This window comes from Chitinophaga rhizosphaerae (genome assembly GCF_003958645.1).
Classification (GTDB): domain Bacteria; phylum Bacteroidota; class Bacteroidia; order Chitinophagales; family Chitinophagaceae; genus Chitinophaga; species Chitinophaga rhizosphaerae.
In genome coordinates this window covers 580,831-596,303 of sequence record NZ_RXLO01000003.1, presented here as the reverse complement: position 1 = coordinate 596,303, position 15,473 = coordinate 580,831, and the positions used below count along the sequence as shown (strand labels likewise).

The window sequence follows — 15,473 nt, the reverse complement described above, 5'->3', positions numbered from 1 at the left end:
GAAGGAGCCGGCGAAAGCCGGCTTTTTTCATGGGCAGTATTCCGCGATGGAAGAGATCCCTATTTTTCACCATCCTCGAAAACCACCGTCCCGCCGGGCTTCTTCAGGGATACGTGCTGGATGGAGCCGATGCCGGCGAAGTTGAAACGGATGCCGTACAACTTGCCCACGGGCTCGTTGTAAGCGATATCGTACAAGCGTTTGCCGTTGACGGTGAGCCAGGCATGTTTGTCTTTTACGCGCAGGTGTACTGTTCCGCCGGAAGAAAGATCGGTACCTACGGGGCTGAGGTCCGTTCTGCTGCCATGAATCCCCTTTTCAGCAAAAACGAGGTAGGCCCATGACACGCAGCCCGGCTTCAGCAGCAACATTTCATGCTGCGATTTTTCACCGTAGAGCGTGATCATCACCTGTGAACAGCGGATCCCCGGGCGAAGGCGCGACGTGGCCAACCGGGCCGTCAGTTCGATATCATCGCCCGTAGCGTCCCACTCCTGCGTATTGACGAAATCCACGTAAAACGTATGCAAGGTGTCCACTCCCGTTGCATATACTTCTTTCGGCGTTGCCGACATCCCGGCAGCACCGAACGCCGGCGTTTCCAGGGGGTAGACGCGCGTGGTATCCAGTTGCGAGGTAGCGGTGGCCGTCCATCCATTGGTTTTCAGGTAAATGGGAACGGTGTCGACGGGCCGGGAATCGTATAACAGTTTGGCGTAAAAACGGCCGGGCTTTTCATAATAATGCGTGAGCACCGCGCCGGGAGAAATGGGCAAATCGCGTTCTCCGTCGCCGAAAGCGATGATGAATTTACTGCTGTCGCCCCGGAAGCGATCCGGCAACTGCACGCGGAACACGGCGGAATGCGGGTTATCGCCCACGGGATTGGAGCAGACGAGCTTTGCGCCGGCAGGGCGTTCGGGCGGGCGGTTCATATGTTTCAGCCATTGCCAGCCGAAGATGGCGCAGGCGCCGGCCATCAAAATTAATGCGGGCCACCAGCTGATGCGCGGTGCTTTGGGCTGGGGAAGTTTGGTGAGCGGCCCCGGTGCTTCGGTGGCCGCGGCTTCTCCGGGTTTCGCGGGACGGGGGTGTTTGTCCACGAAATCGTCCCAATCCGCGAACCCCGCATACCGGGCAAGGCCGTCGCGGGTCGCTTTCTGGGGATAATAGCGTTCGGTGGTTTTCAATTTGCCGAAAATCCGCTTGAGCGTGCTTGGGCTCAGCTGGATTTCGGACGCGCGGCTCAATATCCCGCTCAGCCGGAGGTAATCGCCATTCGTCCACGAAGCGATTTCCGGATTACCGAAGTTGCCGGCGATATACCGGCATACCAGGTCCAGATGATAAAATGATTCTTTGTTTTCGTGTTGTTCCATCCCGTTAGGTCGCCTCAGAAAAGCTTGCTGGTTACAGTTGGTTGATGGGCCGTGGCGCGCCCCTTGCGGCCAAAGATAATCCACTTTTCCAAAAGTGAAACCCAGGGCGAACTTAAATCGATTGTAATACGCAGGCAGTTCCCGGCGATTTAGCCGATAGATAATAATATATATGCGAACCGGGGGAAACAGTTGTTCATCTTCAATTGATGAATGTACATTACATGCTGACTATCAATCAATTAACCTGTTCAAACTTTTGGTTGACGATTGATCAGCCGCAAACTTGGCGACGGGGCGCCATCGCTTTTACATTTGTTTCGATCGCTCAACCACGACTTCTTCCGCCCGGTGCGGAAATCACCAAAATCATTTATTCCAGGATTATGAAAAAGCAACTACTCTTCCTTTGCGCCGTGATGTTGCTGGCCGTTCGGCTGGCAGGCCAGGACCGGCAGGTCACAGGTACGGTGACCGATGCCGCCGGCAAAACGCCGCTGCCCGAGGCTACCGTATCCGTTCCGGGCACCCCGGCCGGCACTACCACAGACAACAACGGTCATTTCACCCTCCGTCTTCCCACGGGCGCAGGCAAGATCACCGTTTCGATGCTCAACTATGCCTCCCAGACGCTGGACGTTACGCCTGGCCAATCCATCGAAGTTTTCCTCCACACCAACACCCGCGAGCTGGATGAAACCGTGGTGGTGGGTTACGGCCGGCAGAAGAAAAAAGACCTCACGGGCGCCGTGGCTACCATCAGCGCCAAAGACGTGGGCGGCCGGCAGACGCTGAAGGTGTCTGACGCATTGCAGGGCGCCATGGCCGGCGTGTCTGTCACCCGCAGCAGCGGCTCCCCGGGCGGAGGTTCCTCCATCCTCATCCGCGGCATCACCACCATCGGCACGAACGGCCCGCTGGTGATCGTAGACGGTGTCCCCGTTTCCAGCGTAGACAACGTAAACCCCAACGATGTGGAAAGCCTGTCTGTCCTAAAAGACGCGGCGTCCGCATCCATCTACGGTTCCCGTGGCGCGGCCGGCGTGATCCTCATCACCACCAAACGCGCGGGCACCGGGCGCCCCAGCCTCGAATACAACTACGAATACGGCGCCCAGAAACCGACGGCCATGCCCAAATACGTAGGCCCGCAGGATTACATGCGCTATTTCAACGAACAGGCCGTCAACGACGGCGCAGCTTCCGGCGCTTATGCGCAGCCCTTCATCGATTCTTATCTAGACAGCAACCGCGTAAACCCGGACGAATTCCCGGTGACCGACTGGCAGAAAACGCTCCTCCGTCACCGCACCGCGCCGCGGCAGCGCCATGAAGTCGTTTTCACTTCCGGAACGGATAAGCTCAAAACCAAAGCCTCCCTCAGTTACTCGAAAGCAGGCGCGTTTTACGATAACTACGATTTCGAAAGGTATTTGCTGCGCGTCAACAACGACCTGCAGATCAATTCGAAACTTTCCGCAGGACTGGACATCTTCTACAAACGGACGGAGGAAAATTCCCCCAACACCGATCCCATTTACCTGAGCCGCATCATGCCCGGCATTTACGACGATTATTACAGCGACGGGCGTTTCGCCATTTCCAAAGACGGCCGCAACCCTGCAGCGCAACTTTATGGCGGCGGCTTCAACCGCTACCGCTACAACCAGATCGGCGGGCGGCTCCTGTTCAATTTCAGGCCGGTCGATGGATTGACGCTCACGGCGCAGGTGGCTCCCACGTTCGATATGGACAAATTCAAGAACTTTTCCACCCAGATAAAATTCACGAACCCGAACGGTTCTCCCAGCACCGTGGTGAACCAGCCACGCACCACGCTCGGCGAATCGCGGAACGAAAATATTTCCATCAACGGGCAGCTCCTCGCCAATTACGCCCGCAGTTTGCGCGGCGGGCACGATATCGACGTGCTGGCGGGATACGAAGAGAATTACAACAACTACGAATCGCTGAGCGCGGGCCGGAGCGGGTTTCCGCTGACGGGATACCCCTATCTCAACGCGGGCTCCATCGAGCTGCGGACGAATTCCGGCGCGGCATCCGAATCTGCGCTCCGCTCGTTTTTCGGGAGGCTGAAATATGCGTATAAAGGGAAGTACCTGGTACAGGGGAACCTCCGGTACGATAAATCTTCCCGCTTCGGCAAAGCTTATCGCGGCGCGGTTTTCCCTTCCGTTTCGGCAGGATGGACGGTTTCCGAAGAATCGTTCCTGAAGGGCGTCAGCTGGCTGTCGTTCCTGAAAGTGCGCGGCAGCTGGGGCGAAGCCGGCAATGAAAGGATCGGCAATTATCCCTACCAGGCCACGCTCGATTTCACCAACGCCCTTTTTTACCAAAGTGGCGGCGTAGTGCCGTTGAGCGGCGCGGGCCAGCAGGTGTATGCCGTCGAGAATATTTCCTGGGAAACCACCCGCACGTCAGACATCGGTATCGACGCGGCGTTCCTCGACAGCCGGCTCAACATTTCCGCAGGCTACTTCAAAAAATCGACTTTCGACATCCTCCTTCCGCTCGACATTCCTTTGTATATCGGCTACGACAAGCCCAATCAGAACGCCGGCACGCTGCACGTGAAAGGCTGGGAGCTGGATGTGAACTGGAGAGACCAGGTCGGGAAAGTCCGTTATTCCATCGGCGCCAATTTCTCAGACGCCCGCTCGCGCATCGGCGACCTGAAAGGCACCGAGTTCCGCGGCGATCAGATCATCCGCAACGGCTCCGAATACAACGAATGGTTCGGATATGTATCGAACGGACTGTTCCAAACCGCGGAAGAGGTGACCGCCGGCCCCGTGATGGGCGCCAATACCAAACCCGGCGACGTCCGCTATATGGATATGAACAAAGACGGGGTGATTACGCCAGACGACAAGGTCCTTCTCGGTGGCGCCCTGCCCCGTTACCTCTATGGCGGCAACGTGCGGGCGGATTATATGGGATTCGATGCGGGGCTTACGTTCCAGGGCGTCGGGAAAAAACTGAGCCGGCTGGGGACAGACATCGTGCAACCCTTCGCCGAAGCCTTCGGGAACGTACCGCAGGAAATGGTCGGCAGGTTCTGGAGCAAAAACAATACGGCGGAGCAAAACCTCCAGGCTACGTATCCCCGCCTCTCGAGGACGTCTAACGGGAATAATTACACGCTGTCCGATTACTGGCTGAGGAGCGGCGCCTACTTCCGCCTGAAAAACGCGACGTTGGGTTATACTTTGCGGGAGGAGCTGTTGAAGACCGTTGGGGTACAGTCGCTGCGGGTGTACCTGTCCGCCAACGATTTCCTTTCCATCAGCAAATTGCCCAAATACCTCGATCCCGAGGCCGGCAGTTACAGCTATCCTATCGTGGCCACTTTCATGGTGGGCGCCATTGTCAAATTCTAAGTTCAACCAAAAACGATTTTACGTGAAAAAGATAGTATCCATCATATGCCTGGCCGCGGGGCTCGCTTCCTGCGCCAAACTGGACCTTACGCCACCGTCGGAACCCTCTACCGGCGGCTTCTATTCCAACCAGACCGAGCTGGAACTGGCCGTGAACGACCTGTACCGCCTTCCGTTCTGGGGGAACGACAATGAGTTGTTTACCGACAACGACTGGCACCGCGCGCAACTGACCAACGCCGTGATCGGCGGCACCATGAACGCGGAAGACGCCAGTGTGCAAACCTACTGGCTGAATGCCTACAAGGCCATCGCCCGGGCCAATTCCTACCTGGCGAACATGCAGCGCGCCGCCGGCAATACGCCCGCTGCGGTGATGACGCGGCTCGAAGCCGAAATGCGCCTCATCCGGGCCTATCAATATGCACGCCTTATCGCGCGGTTCGGCGATGTTCCATTCATTACGAAACCGCTGACGCTGGAAGAATCCGGCGGCATTACGCGCACGGCGCAAAATACCGTGCTCAATTTCGTGTTCGCGGAGCTGGATTGGGCGGCAGACAACCTGCCGGCTACATACGGAGCGGGGGAAGTGAAACGTTTGACGAAGGGCGCCGCGCTGGCCATCAAAGCCCGTACGGCATTGTACGCAGGCAAGTGGGCCGAAGCGAAAACCGCTGCAGACAAGGTGATGCAACTGGCCAATACCGGTGTGTACAAGCTGGAAGAGAAATACGACCAGCTTTTCCTGAAAGCCGGAGAATCCAGCAAGGAGATCATCCTCAGTATTCCCCGCGACGAAAAGCAGCAGGTATTCAACGGTGCGGGGTTCGTGCAGGATTATATCTGCCGTAATGCAGGCGGCTTCGGCGCATGGCTCCCCACACGCGACATCGTGGACGCTTATGAATGTACGGACGGCAAGCCTATCGACGAATCGGCGGCTTACGATCCGCAGCATCCCTTCCAACACCGAGATCCCCGGCTCACGATGACCATCGTCGAATTCGGGACGCCCTGGCTCGGGTTCTCCTACCAGCCCCACCCGGATTCGCTCACCACCCGCAATTACAAAACCGGCGGCATGGTACCCAATTTCGACAACCGTGCCGTGCGCCCCTTCGCCAGTTACACCGGCTTCCTCTGGAAAAAAGGGATCGATCAGACCTGGGCAGACAGGCTGGTGGAAGATAACGACGCCATCATTATCCGTTTCGCCGAAGTATTGCTAACGTATGCAGAAGCCAAAATCGAGCTCGGCGAAGGCGACGCATCCGTCCGCGAAGCGCTCAACCGCCTGAGGGCGCGCGCATATAGTGTAGCCGTTACCGATATATCGAACTACCCTTCCGTTACCACCTCCGACCTCGCCGAACTGAAAAAAATCGTGCGCAGGGAAAGAAGGGTGGAACTGGTGAAGGAAGGCCTCCGCTATATGGACCTCATCCGCTGGCGGCTGGCGGAAAAAGTGCTGACAAAACCCGTGATCGGCCTCCCCGACCCCGCCAATCAAAACCGCGCCAAATGGCCTTTTCCCGGCGTCACCCCGTTGGATAACGATGGCATCGCCGACTATTCTGCGTTTGGGGCGGATGTGAAAATACTGGTGGAAAGGAAATTCGACAAATCGAAACAATATCTCTGGCCGATACCTGCCGTAGAAAGACGGGTGAACCCGGCCATTACACAGAACGAGCATTACTGATAAAAGTGAATATGAGACACATGAAGATATCAACAGTTTGTATGATGACCGTCCTCGCCGCGGGACTTGGCAACACAGCGGCAGCCCAGGCGGATAGCGGGCCGGGGAAACCCTTGCAGATCAGCGGCGTATACCCCCACCTCGCCGTTTTCAACGAAGGCGGCGGTTATCCCTGCAAGGGCGATGGCGCAGAAGGTGGAATAGGTGCCATCACGCCGTGGGCGGGCCGGTTATGGATGGTGACCTATTCCCCGCACTGCCCTAACGGCAGTTCGGACAAGCTGTACAGCATCAGCAAAGACCTCCGGCTTACGACCCACCCGGAAAGCGTGGGCGGCACACCGGCTAACCGGCTCATCCACCGCGAATCCAACCAGCTCATCACGGGTTCGTACTTCATCGACGGCAAGGGAAAAGTCCGCGTGATCCCGCTGACGACCATGCCCGGCCGCATGACGGCCACGGCGCGCCACCTCACCGATCCCGCCAACAGCGTATATTTCTACGACATGGAAGGGATGGTATATGAAGCGAATGTGCATACCCTGGCCGTGAAGAAACTCTTCCACAAGCCCGTTCCCGGTTGGCATGGCAAAGGCGCCTACACCACACAGGGCCGGTTCATCATCGCCAACAACGGCGAGCACAAGGTTTTCGACATCAAAGCGGCAGACCTGCAAACCGGCAGCGCACCGAGAAATGACGACGAGAAAGGCGTATTGGCCGAATGGGACGGGAAGAAATGGACGATCATCGAACGGAAACAATTCACCGACATCACCGGCCCCGGTGGCATCTACGGCGCGCCCGACGATAAGGCGCCGGCCTGGAGCATCGGGTGGGACAAGCGTTCCGTCATCCTCAAACTTCTCGACAACGGGCAATGGTACACCTACCGCTTACCCAAAGCCGCCCGCACCTACGACCATTGGGGAGGCTGGTACACCGAATGGCCGCGCATCCGCGAGATCGGGAACGGCAAAATGCTCATGGATATGCACGGCATGTTCTACGACTTCCCGAAAACCTTCACCAGGGCCAATAGCGGCGGCATTACACCCATTGGCAGCCACCTGCGCTATATTCCGGACTTCTGCGAATGGAACGGACAACTTGTACTTTCTACAGACGAAACCACGATCCTCGAAAACCCCTACGCCGGGCGGTCTCAGTCTAACCTCTGGTTCGGTACGCCCGAAGCATTGAAAACCTGGGGCCCCGCCTCCGGCTGGGGCGGGCCCTGGATCGGCGATTCCGTGAAAGCCGGCGTGCCCTCCGATCCCTATCTCGCTTCCGGAACAGGGAAGAAAGTGCTGCACCTCAGCCATGGGAACGGATCGCCGGTGGTGTTTACCATTGAAACGGATGTGAAAGGAAACAACGAATGGACGGAATATAAAAAAATAACAACCGGTAAAGACGGCTATGCGTTCTTCATTTTCCCGGCGCAATTCCGTACGAGTTGGGTGCGCATCCGGGCAGATAAAAACTGCGTGGCAACAGCCTTCTTCCATTACAGCGGCCAATTGCACCAGCAGGCCGATCCCATGTTCGCTTCGCTGGCGGGCATCGAAGAAGACGGCGTTTCCGGCGCGCAGTTGATCAGGCCCGCTTCGGGGAACAAAAACCTGCAGGTGTTGAATATAAGTGGTGGAGAAAAACGGTATGCGGAAATCGGGGAAACCTTGCAGAACGTGGCTTCCGTAGGCGATAGCTCGGCTCAGATGGAAAAGATACTGGCGTTGAAACGGGATTTTGAAGTGGATGAAGCCTCCGTCACCGTAACCGACAAAACCGGGACGTTCCGCCTGCCGAAAACCTCCGCGCGGTACGATCAGCCGATGGCATTCGGATGGCCCCGCGGCGCAAGGGAACTGGAATCGGAAAGATACATGCTGAACGCGCATGGAACGTTTTACGAAATCGGCCGGGAATCCGGGTTTGCGTCCATCCGCCCCGTCTCCACCCACAAAAGGAAAATCGCGGATTACTGTACCTGGCGCGGATTACTGGTGATCAGCGGCACCCGCGGCGGCGCATCGCCCGACGGGCATTACTTCGACACCCATGGGCCCGCCGGCGGGTTGTGGTTCGGCGCCATCGACGATCTCTGGAAACTCGGCAAGCCCGTAGGCGAAGGCGGCATGTGGAAAAAAACGGCGGTAAAGGCGAACGATCCTTCCCTGCCTTTCCTCATGACGGGATACGACAAAAAATCAGTGACCCTGCAATCCGACAAAACCGTGCAGATCACGCTGCAGGTGAACACCGACCTCACCGGCTGGCACACTTACAAAACCTTCCGCGTTCCCGCCGGCCAAACCGTGCGCCACGAATTCCCGGAAGGCTACAACGCCCACTGGATAAGGGCCATAGCCGACAAAAACTGCACCGCCACCGTGTGGATGAAATATGAATAAAATGACGCAATCCATGCAAACAGAAAAACCTGCCCTTCGCGCGCTGTTTTCCGCACCCGTGATCGTAGCGGCGCTGGGATATTTCGTGGACATTTACGACCTGCTGCTGTTCGGCATCGTGCGCATCCCCAGCCTGCGCGACCTGGGCCTGAGCGAAGCTGCCATTTCCGCAGAAGGCGCTTCCATCCTCAACTGGCAAATGACCGGGCTGTTGCTCGGCGGCATTCTCTGGGGCGTGCTCGGCGACCGGAAAGGCCGGCTGTCGGTGCTTTTCGGGTCGATCATCACTTATTCGCTCGCCAATTTCGCCTGTGGCTTCGTGCAGGACGTCCCGCAATACAAAATCTTGCGGTTCATTGCCGGCGTGGGGTTGGCCGGGGAGCTCGGGGCAGGAATTACGCTCGTATCCGAGAGTTTGCCGAAACATTTGCGCGCGCTGGGCGCCTCACTGGTGGCGGGTGTAGGCCTGCTTGGCGCAGTGGCCGCCTACTTTACCGTAGAGCTTTTCAGCTGGCGGAACGCGTATTTCGCGGGCGGTGCGCTCGGGGCGATGTTGTTGCTCCTGCGCATCGGGGTGTTCGAATCCGGTTTGTATGTAAACATGAAAGATATGACGGGCGTCCGGAAAGGGAGTTTCCTGTCTTTCTTCACGCGGAAAGACAGGCTGGTCCGCTACCTGAAATGTATCGGGATCGGGTTGCCCACCTGGTACGTGATAGGCATCCTTTCCACGTTCAGCAATGAATTCGGCAAGGCTCTGGGCATCGTGGAAGAAGTGAAACCGGGACTGGCCGTGATGTGGTGTTACGTAGGCCTCGCCGGTGGCGACCTGCTCAGCGGCTACATCAGCTACCGGATGCAATCGCGGCGGAAAGCGGTAATGCTGTTGATGGGATTTACTTTCGCGGGAAGCGTGATTTTTCTCTACGCCGGCATCAATACCGCAGCCATGCTCTATTTCGCCACCCTGTGGCTGGGTTTCGGGATCGGGTATTGGGCGATGTTCGTGACCATCGGGGCGGAACAATTCGGCACCAACATCCGCGCCACGGCCGCTACTACCATTCCCAACATGGTACGGGGAACCGTTGTAGCGATGACCTTATCCTACGGATTCCTCAAACCGCTGGTACAGGAAGTGAACGCTGCAGCCATCGTGGGCGCCGTCTGCTTCGCCATCGGGTTTTATTCCATCTTCACGATCGATGAAACCCATCACCGCGACCTTGATTTCGTGGAAGAACATTAATACGCCTGACGGGTACCGATACGATCTCACCGGGAGCCGGCCTATACCGGCTCCCTTTTATTTCCGGCAACAACGGTTTTCCTTTTCATCCACAACTGATAGCAAAACCCTCCGGCAAAATAAGCCGCCACATCCCCCCAATCTCCCGTATACCGTGGCGAAAACGCCGGCGCCAACGCTTCCATCACCAAAGACACGTAGGCCGCCACGAAAAGCACCCAGCCAAAAGGGAACACGAAACCCGGATCGCGGGCCACGGACCGCCGGATGATCAGCAAGGCCAGATGCGCCATGGCAGGAATAGCCAGGAAATCGGTCAGGTAACCGTTAAGGAAAGGCAAAGGATGACCGACACCGCGGAAAAAGTGGATACACGCCCATGCCCCGGCGCATCCGATCAGCAACCGCATGTCAGACCACCATTAATATTACCCCCGCCAACGAAACGCTAATGATCAGCGCCAGGGTGCCGAAGAGATAGAATGCACCGTCTTTCAGGGATTTGACCACCGGCCCATCGTTTGGCTTCACGGGCAGGAACATCCCGCGGATGCCCTGGAACCAGTTCTCATGTCGCTTTTGCTGTAATCCGTCCTGTTCCATACATTTCGATTTAGAACAAATGTACTAATCAATTAGAACAAAAGACCTAATTAAAATCAGTTTTCCGGAATAGCGGCTTATATTTGGGCATGGACACCAAATCCAGGATTCTCGAAACAGCCCTGGCGCTGTATAACGAACAGGGCATACAAAGCGTCACCAGCAGGCACATTGCCGCGGAAATGGGCATCAGTCCGGGTAACCTGCATTACCATTTCCGGCATACGGACGATATCATCGTAGCCCTTTACGAGGCGCTTTCCGCGCAAATGGACGCGCTGGTATTTGAAATGGAGCGGATCGAAAACGCCCGGCCGGAGGCTTTGCTGGATTTCGCGGAGCATACGTTCCCGGTGGTTTTCAAGTATCGGTTCATTTTCCTGCACTTCCCGGAAATCGGGCTGCGCGTGCCTTCCGTCAAGAAACAATACACGGAACTGGTAAAACGCAGGCAAAAGGAGTTTTTATCGTTTTTCAAAGCCTGGCAGGAAAAGGGGATTTTCCGGAAAGACGTGCCCCCTCAAATCCTCCAAACGCTCGTCACCCAGATATTTCTTGCGGGAGATTACTGGCTTTCCCACAACGAGCTCACCGCACGCCTCAAAGGCAAAGAAGCCGCCAGGGCTTACCGGCAGGTTTTCGCGGGACTGTTCTGGCCCTATCTCACCGAGAAAGGAAGGAAGAAATTCTCACGGTAACCACCCCGCCCGCCGGGGAATCGTCTCCCGTATGTACGAGAAACGCAGGCGGGTTGCGCCCATCCGCCTGTAATTCATGCGCCATCCCTACCACCGCCCGATTCTCCCCAAACTTGTTTAATTTTGGCGGGATTCAACATTACCGGCAATTACCCATGGGATATAAAAGTTTACAAGACTGCATTACGGACCTGGAAAAGCACGGGCACCTCGTGCGCATCAAACAGGAGGTGGACCCTTACCTCGAAATGGCCGCCATTCACTTGCGGGTATACGAGCACCAGGGGCCGGCATTGCTGTTCGAAAACATCAAAGGCAGCAAATTCCCCGCGGTATCCAACCTGTTCGGCACCCTCGACCGGTCGAAGTTCATGTTCCGCGACACGCTGGAAAAGATCAAAACGCTGGTAGACATCAAAGGAGACCCCGTCAAAGCCGTCAAGCATCCTTTCAGATACCTGAACGTAGCCGCCACGGCACTTTCCGCCCTTCCCATGAAAACCGGTAGCCGCGCGCCCATCAGCTTCGGCCGCACCACCATCGGCGAATTGCCGCAGATCGTGAACTGGCCGATGGACGGGGGGCCCTTCGTGACCATGCCGCAAGTCTATACCGAAGACGCCGACAAACCCGGCATCATGGGCGCCAACCTCGGCATGTACCGCATCCAGATGGGCGGGAATGAATATATCCAGGATAGGGAGATCGGACTGCATTACCAATTGCACCGCGGCATCGGGATCCACCAGGCCAAGGCCAACGCGAAAGGTCAACCGCTGAAAGTGAGCATTTTCGTGGGCGGACCGCCGTCTCACCCCCTTTCCGCCGTGATGCCGCTGCCAGAGGGACTGTCGGAAATGACGTTCGCCGGCGCGCTGGGGAACCGCCGATTCCGGTATTTCTACGACGATGAAGGCTTTTGCATTTCCGCCGACGCGGATTTCGTCATTACGGGAACGGTGATGCCGCTGGAGAACAAGCCAGAAGGGCCTTTCGGCGATCATCTCGGTTACTACAGCCTTACCCATCCTTTCCCGCTCATGAAAGTGAGCCGCGTATATCACCGGAAAAATCCGGTTTGGTCGTTTACCGTTGTGGGGCGCCCTCCGCAGGAAGATACCAGCTTCGGCGCGTTGATCCACGAGATCACGGGGAATGCCATTCCGAAAGAGATTCCCGGCGTACATGAAATCCATGCGGTAGACGCGGCGGGCGTACATCCCCTGTTATTCGCCATCGGCAGCGAGCGTTATACGCCATATCTGAAGGAACGAAAACCCCAGGAAATCCTGACCATCGCCAACCACATCCTGGGCAGCAACCAGCTGAGCCTGGCCAAGTTCCTGTTTATTTGCGCGAAGGAAGACGATCCGCAGTTGCACACGCACGACATCGAAAAGTTCCTCCTGCATATGCTGGAGCGTATCGATCCCGCGCGCGACCTACATTTTTATACCAACACGACCATCGATACACTCGATTATACCGGCAGCGATCTCAACGCCGGCAGCAAGGTAACGATCGCCGCAGCGGGCGAAAAACGCCGCGAGCTCTGGCGCGAACTGCCTGCAGGTTTCGATCTGCCGCGCCCGTTCGCACATTTCAAAATGGCATTGCCCGGCGTGCTGGCGGTGGAAGCGCCGGCTTTTACCGACGAGCACGAAACGGCAAAGCAGATCGCCCAGCTCGACGAACACCTCAAAAATCGGCAGCTGGAAGGTCTTCCGCTGATCGTACTGTGTGATGACGCAGGCTTTACGGCGGAGAATATCAACAACTTCGTGTGGGTGACGTTCACGCGGAGCAATCCATCCCACGACATGCACGGCATCAACAGTTTCATCCGGCACAAGCATTGGGGATGCACCGGCCCGCTCGTCATCGACGCGCGCATCAAGCCGCATCACGCACCACCGCTCATAAAAGACGCCGCTGTGGAAGCGAAAGTAGACGAGCTGGGGAAGAAAGGCGGCGTGCTGCACGGCATTATCTGATCACCCATCCACGAAAATAATAAACGGCTGATGCATTATGCACCAGCCGTTTTCATTTGTATTCGGGCGAAGGTTAGTCTTTCAGGTTGAGGTACTTCTGAACGGATTTGTAATTGTTCCAGTCCACGTCCGCACCAGCGGCTTTCCGCGCCGCAACGCCACCGGGAATAAGGATATACCGGTATTGCCAGACTTTCTCGTTCTGCGCGTTCAAACCGGTACCGGCATCGATGTTCGAAACCAGGTTAACAGCGCCTACCGTAAACAGAGGCGTGATGTTCACAAAAGCGCCAAAAAATGCAAAATCCGCCACAGGCAAAGGCATCACCAGTGGGTTGGCGGCCGTCCTGAAGTTGATGTACACCTTGATGTCGCCTTTGGCAAGGATATCCGCGGTGATCTTCGGCGCATTCATACCACCGAAGAAAGTAAAGATGGTGTCGCCTACTGCCACCACGTTCGTATCTATTTCAGGGAACCCGACATCCAGCCAGTCAGAATAAATGACGTTGGCCGTTCCGGTATCGCCTTTCGGACCGGCGGGGCCACCCGGGCCAGCTGCGCCACCGGGGCCGGCAGGGCCTGCAGGGCCAGCGGGCCCCGTATCTCCGTCTTTACCGCATGCGGCCACAAATAGCGCCAGTAAAAGCAATGGGACATATAAAACGCGGGGCATGTTCGTTTTCATAAAATCAGATTTTTGGTTATAAAATAGTTGCGTGATTTAAACGATTCGATGCTTAGTACCAAACCATGTACGAAGTAGCGTCTGTTGCGTCTACCATGTCGAACTGGTGCGGGCCCGTCTGGATGAACCACCATCCGTCGGGGTTGAGGAATTTGACGGCGGTTTTCACATACGCGTCCATCGCTTCGGGCGGCACGTCCCCGAGCTCACCGAGCGCAGTAAAGACAGTTTTTCCACCGGTAAAATCGGGCGTATCGGTGCCGAGCCCGAAATTCAATGCGAGGCCGCCGGATTCGAGGAAAACGAAACCGAAAATATCGTATTGGGAGCCGTACTGGAAGATGAGGAACGCGAAATTCTCCAGCTTCCACAAACCGTAAGTATCCCACACGCCTTTGATGTTGAAGGAAGTCCCGCGCCAGTAGGTTTGCTGGGAAGCCTGGTACCAGCGTATTCCCGCGTTTAGGTCTATCACCAGCGGCGCAATGGCCCCGGAGATAGCGCCCGCGGTGGCGCCGTTGACGTTCAGGTTAAGCGTGGTGCCGTTCCACGTCATGCCCGACAGCCGGGAAATGGAATTGGGACCGTCTTGCAGGGGCTCGGTGAGGATCAATCCATCCGCGGAGTAATTGTAATCCGTGGTGTGCGACTGCGGGTTTCCGCCGCCATCGCGCCAGGTGAAGGTAATGGTATGGAAGCTGGGATCGATGCGTATTTCGTATTGCCGGCCGCCGATAGTGAGGCGTTTGAAGTAGTTGAGGATTTTCTTCGAAATGTCCGCGATCCGCGCACCGCCAGCCCATTTACCAGTCTGCCAGGCGTCGAGGTCGGCCGCGGAGGCTTTGCGCAGGGTCATTTTGGCACCCTGCTGCCGGCCGGTCAGCTTGATGACGTCTGCCGTCACCGAATCCATCGAAAATTCGAAATCGCCGTTCAGGCCCACGCCTTCCGGCCCCCCGGAAATCGAATCTGCCGGATCGGCAAGGATGTGGATATAGGAATAGCTGTCGAACAGGAGCGACGGCTGCTGCAACGCTTTGAGGCGGAAGCTGCTTTCCTTTCGTACAGACGATGACGTGCCGTCGAAATCGGAAAACATCTTCACGTGGTTGGCGTTGTCGAAGCTGAAGTGGAAGCGGTAGGTGACGTTGTTCCTGGTGGTCATCTCGCCATTCCAGCCATTGGCGGAGGCGGCGAGGACGGTCTGGTATTCGTTCAGCACGCGGTTGATGCGCTGGTCTGCCGTTTCCGAAAAAATCGGGTCGGGTTCCTTCCGGCAGGCGGCGAGCGTAACGGCGGCCAGTATGATACAGGAGAAAATTCTCATCATGACGTT

General features: G+C 56.8%; 11 protein-coding genes. 6 read left to right on the top strand and 5 right to left on the bottom strand.

Translation table 11 applies throughout. The features are described from left to right. Positions 1-59: 59 nt before the first annotated feature. Positions 60-1,379, bottom strand: coding sequence for a hypothetical protein (locus EJ361_RS09515; RefSeq protein ID WP_126245246.1), 1,320 nt, complete (start codon positions 1,377-1,379; stop codon positions 60-62). 386 nt (positions 1,380-1,765) lie between these two features. Here EJ361_RS09515 and EJ361_RS09510 point away from each other — a divergent pair, with 386 nt between their 5' ends. Genes EJ361_RS09510 through EJ361_RS09495 form a run of 4 tightly spaced genes read left to right on the top strand, consistent with a single transcriptional unit; the run spans position 1,766 to position 10,154 of the window. Then, complete coding sequence (locus tag EJ361_RS09510) at positions 1,766-4,780, top strand: SusC/RagA family TonB-linked outer membrane protein (protein ID WP_126245245.1); 3,015 nt, start codon at positions 1,766-1,768, stop codon at positions 4,778-4,780. Positions 4,781-4,802: 22 nt separating this feature from the next. After that, positions 4,803-6,485 (top strand): RagB/SusD family nutrient uptake outer membrane protein, encoded by a 1,683-nt coding sequence (locus tag EJ361_RS09505; RefSeq protein WP_126245244.1) that lies wholly within the window; start codon positions 4,803-4,805, stop codon positions 6,483-6,485. Between the two features lie 20 nt (positions 6,486-6,505). Further along, a complete protein-coding gene (locus EJ361_RS09500; RefSeq protein ID WP_126245243.1) occupies positions 6,506-8,905 on the top strand; it encodes a hypothetical protein in 2,400 nt (799 codons plus the stop codon). A gap of 13 nt (positions 8,906-8,918) precedes the next feature. Then, a complete protein-coding gene (locus EJ361_RS09495; protein WP_205686970.1) occupies positions 8,919-10,154 on the top strand; it encodes an MFS transporter in 1,236 nt (411 codons plus the stop codon). 41 nt (positions 10,155-10,195) lie between these two features. Here EJ361_RS09495 and EJ361_RS09490 read toward each other — a convergent pair whose 3' ends face one another. Together EJ361_RS09490 and EJ361_RS09485 are read right to left on the bottom strand one after the other, a co-directional pair. Further along, the gene (locus EJ361_RS09490) at positions 10,196-10,564 is read right to left on the bottom strand and encodes a hypothetical protein (protein ID WP_126245241.1); all 369 of its coding nucleotides are present in this window, start codon (positions 10,562-10,564) and stop codon (positions 10,196-10,198) included. 1 nt (position 10,565) lies between these two features. Next, a complete protein-coding gene (locus EJ361_RS09485) occupies positions 10,566-10,757 on the bottom strand; it encodes a hypothetical protein (RefSeq protein WP_126245240.1) in 192 nt (63 codons plus the stop codon). A gap of 89 nt (positions 10,758-10,846) precedes the next feature. On the opposite strand from EJ361_RS09485, the gene EJ361_RS09480 reads away from it, so the two are divergent. Next, positions 10,847-11,455: a TetR/AcrR family transcriptional regulator gene (locus EJ361_RS09480; RefSeq protein WP_126245239.1), complete on the top strand. Its 609-nt coding sequence runs from the start codon at positions 10,847-10,849 to the stop codon at positions 11,453-11,455. Positions 11,456-11,610: 155 nt separating this feature from the next. Beyond that, positions 11,611-13,449: a UbiD family decarboxylase gene (locus tag EJ361_RS09475; protein WP_126245238.1), complete on the top strand. Its 1,839-nt coding sequence runs from the start codon at positions 11,611-11,613 to the stop codon at positions 13,447-13,449. Between the two features lie 73 nt (positions 13,450-13,522). On the opposite strand, the gene EJ361_RS25750 is transcribed toward EJ361_RS09475, so the two are convergent. Together EJ361_RS25750 and EJ361_RS09465 are read right to left on the bottom strand one after the other, a co-directional pair. After that, positions 13,523-14,137, bottom strand: a complete 615-nt coding sequence (locus tag EJ361_RS25750; protein ID WP_205686969.1) for a hypothetical protein — start codon at positions 14,135-14,137, stop codon at positions 13,523-13,525. A gap of 52 nt (positions 14,138-14,189) precedes the next feature. Further along, complete coding sequence (locus tag EJ361_RS09465; protein ID WP_126245237.1) at positions 14,190-15,467, bottom strand: DUF4302 domain-containing protein; 1,278 nt, start codon at positions 15,465-15,467, stop codon at positions 14,190-14,192. Positions 15,468-15,473: the final 6 nt, after the last annotated feature.

Coding starts and splice junctions, on each gene's coding strand:
- EJ361_RS09515 (WP_126245246.1), bottom strand. CDS start 1,379: ATGGAACAACACGAAAACAAAGAATCATTTTATCATCTGGACCTGGTA.
- EJ361_RS09510 (WP_126245245.1), top strand. CDS start 1,766: ATGAAAAAGCAACTACTCTTCCTTTGCGCCGTGATGTTGCTGGCCGTT.
- EJ361_RS09500 (WP_126245243.1), top strand. CDS start 6,506: ATGAAGATATCAACAGTTTGTATGATGACCGTCCTCGCCGCGGGACTT.
- EJ361_RS09495 (WP_205686970.1), top strand. CDS start 8,919: ATGCAAACAGAAAAACCTGCCCTTCGCGCGCTGTTTTCCGCACCCGTG.
- EJ361_RS09490 (WP_126245241.1), bottom strand. CDS start 10,564: ATGCGGTTGCTGATCGGATGCGCCGGGGCATGGGCGTGTATCCACTTT.
- EJ361_RS09485 (WP_126245240.1), bottom strand. CDS start 10,757: ATGGAACAGGACGGATTACAGCAAAAGCGACATGAGAACTGGTTCCAG.
- EJ361_RS09480 (WP_126245239.1), top strand. CDS start 10,847: ATGGACACCAAATCCAGGATTCTCGAAACAGCCCTGGCGCTGTATAAC.
- EJ361_RS09475 (WP_126245238.1), top strand. CDS start 11,611: ATGGGATATAAAAGTTTACAAGACTGCATTACGGACCTGGAAAAGCAC.
- EJ361_RS25750 (WP_205686969.1), bottom strand. CDS start 14,137: ATGAAAACGAACATGCCCCGCGTTTTATATGTCCCATTGCTTTTACTG.
- EJ361_RS09465 (WP_126245237.1), bottom strand. CDS start 15,467: ATGATGAGAATTTTCTCCTGTATCATACTGGCCGCCGTTACGCTCGCC.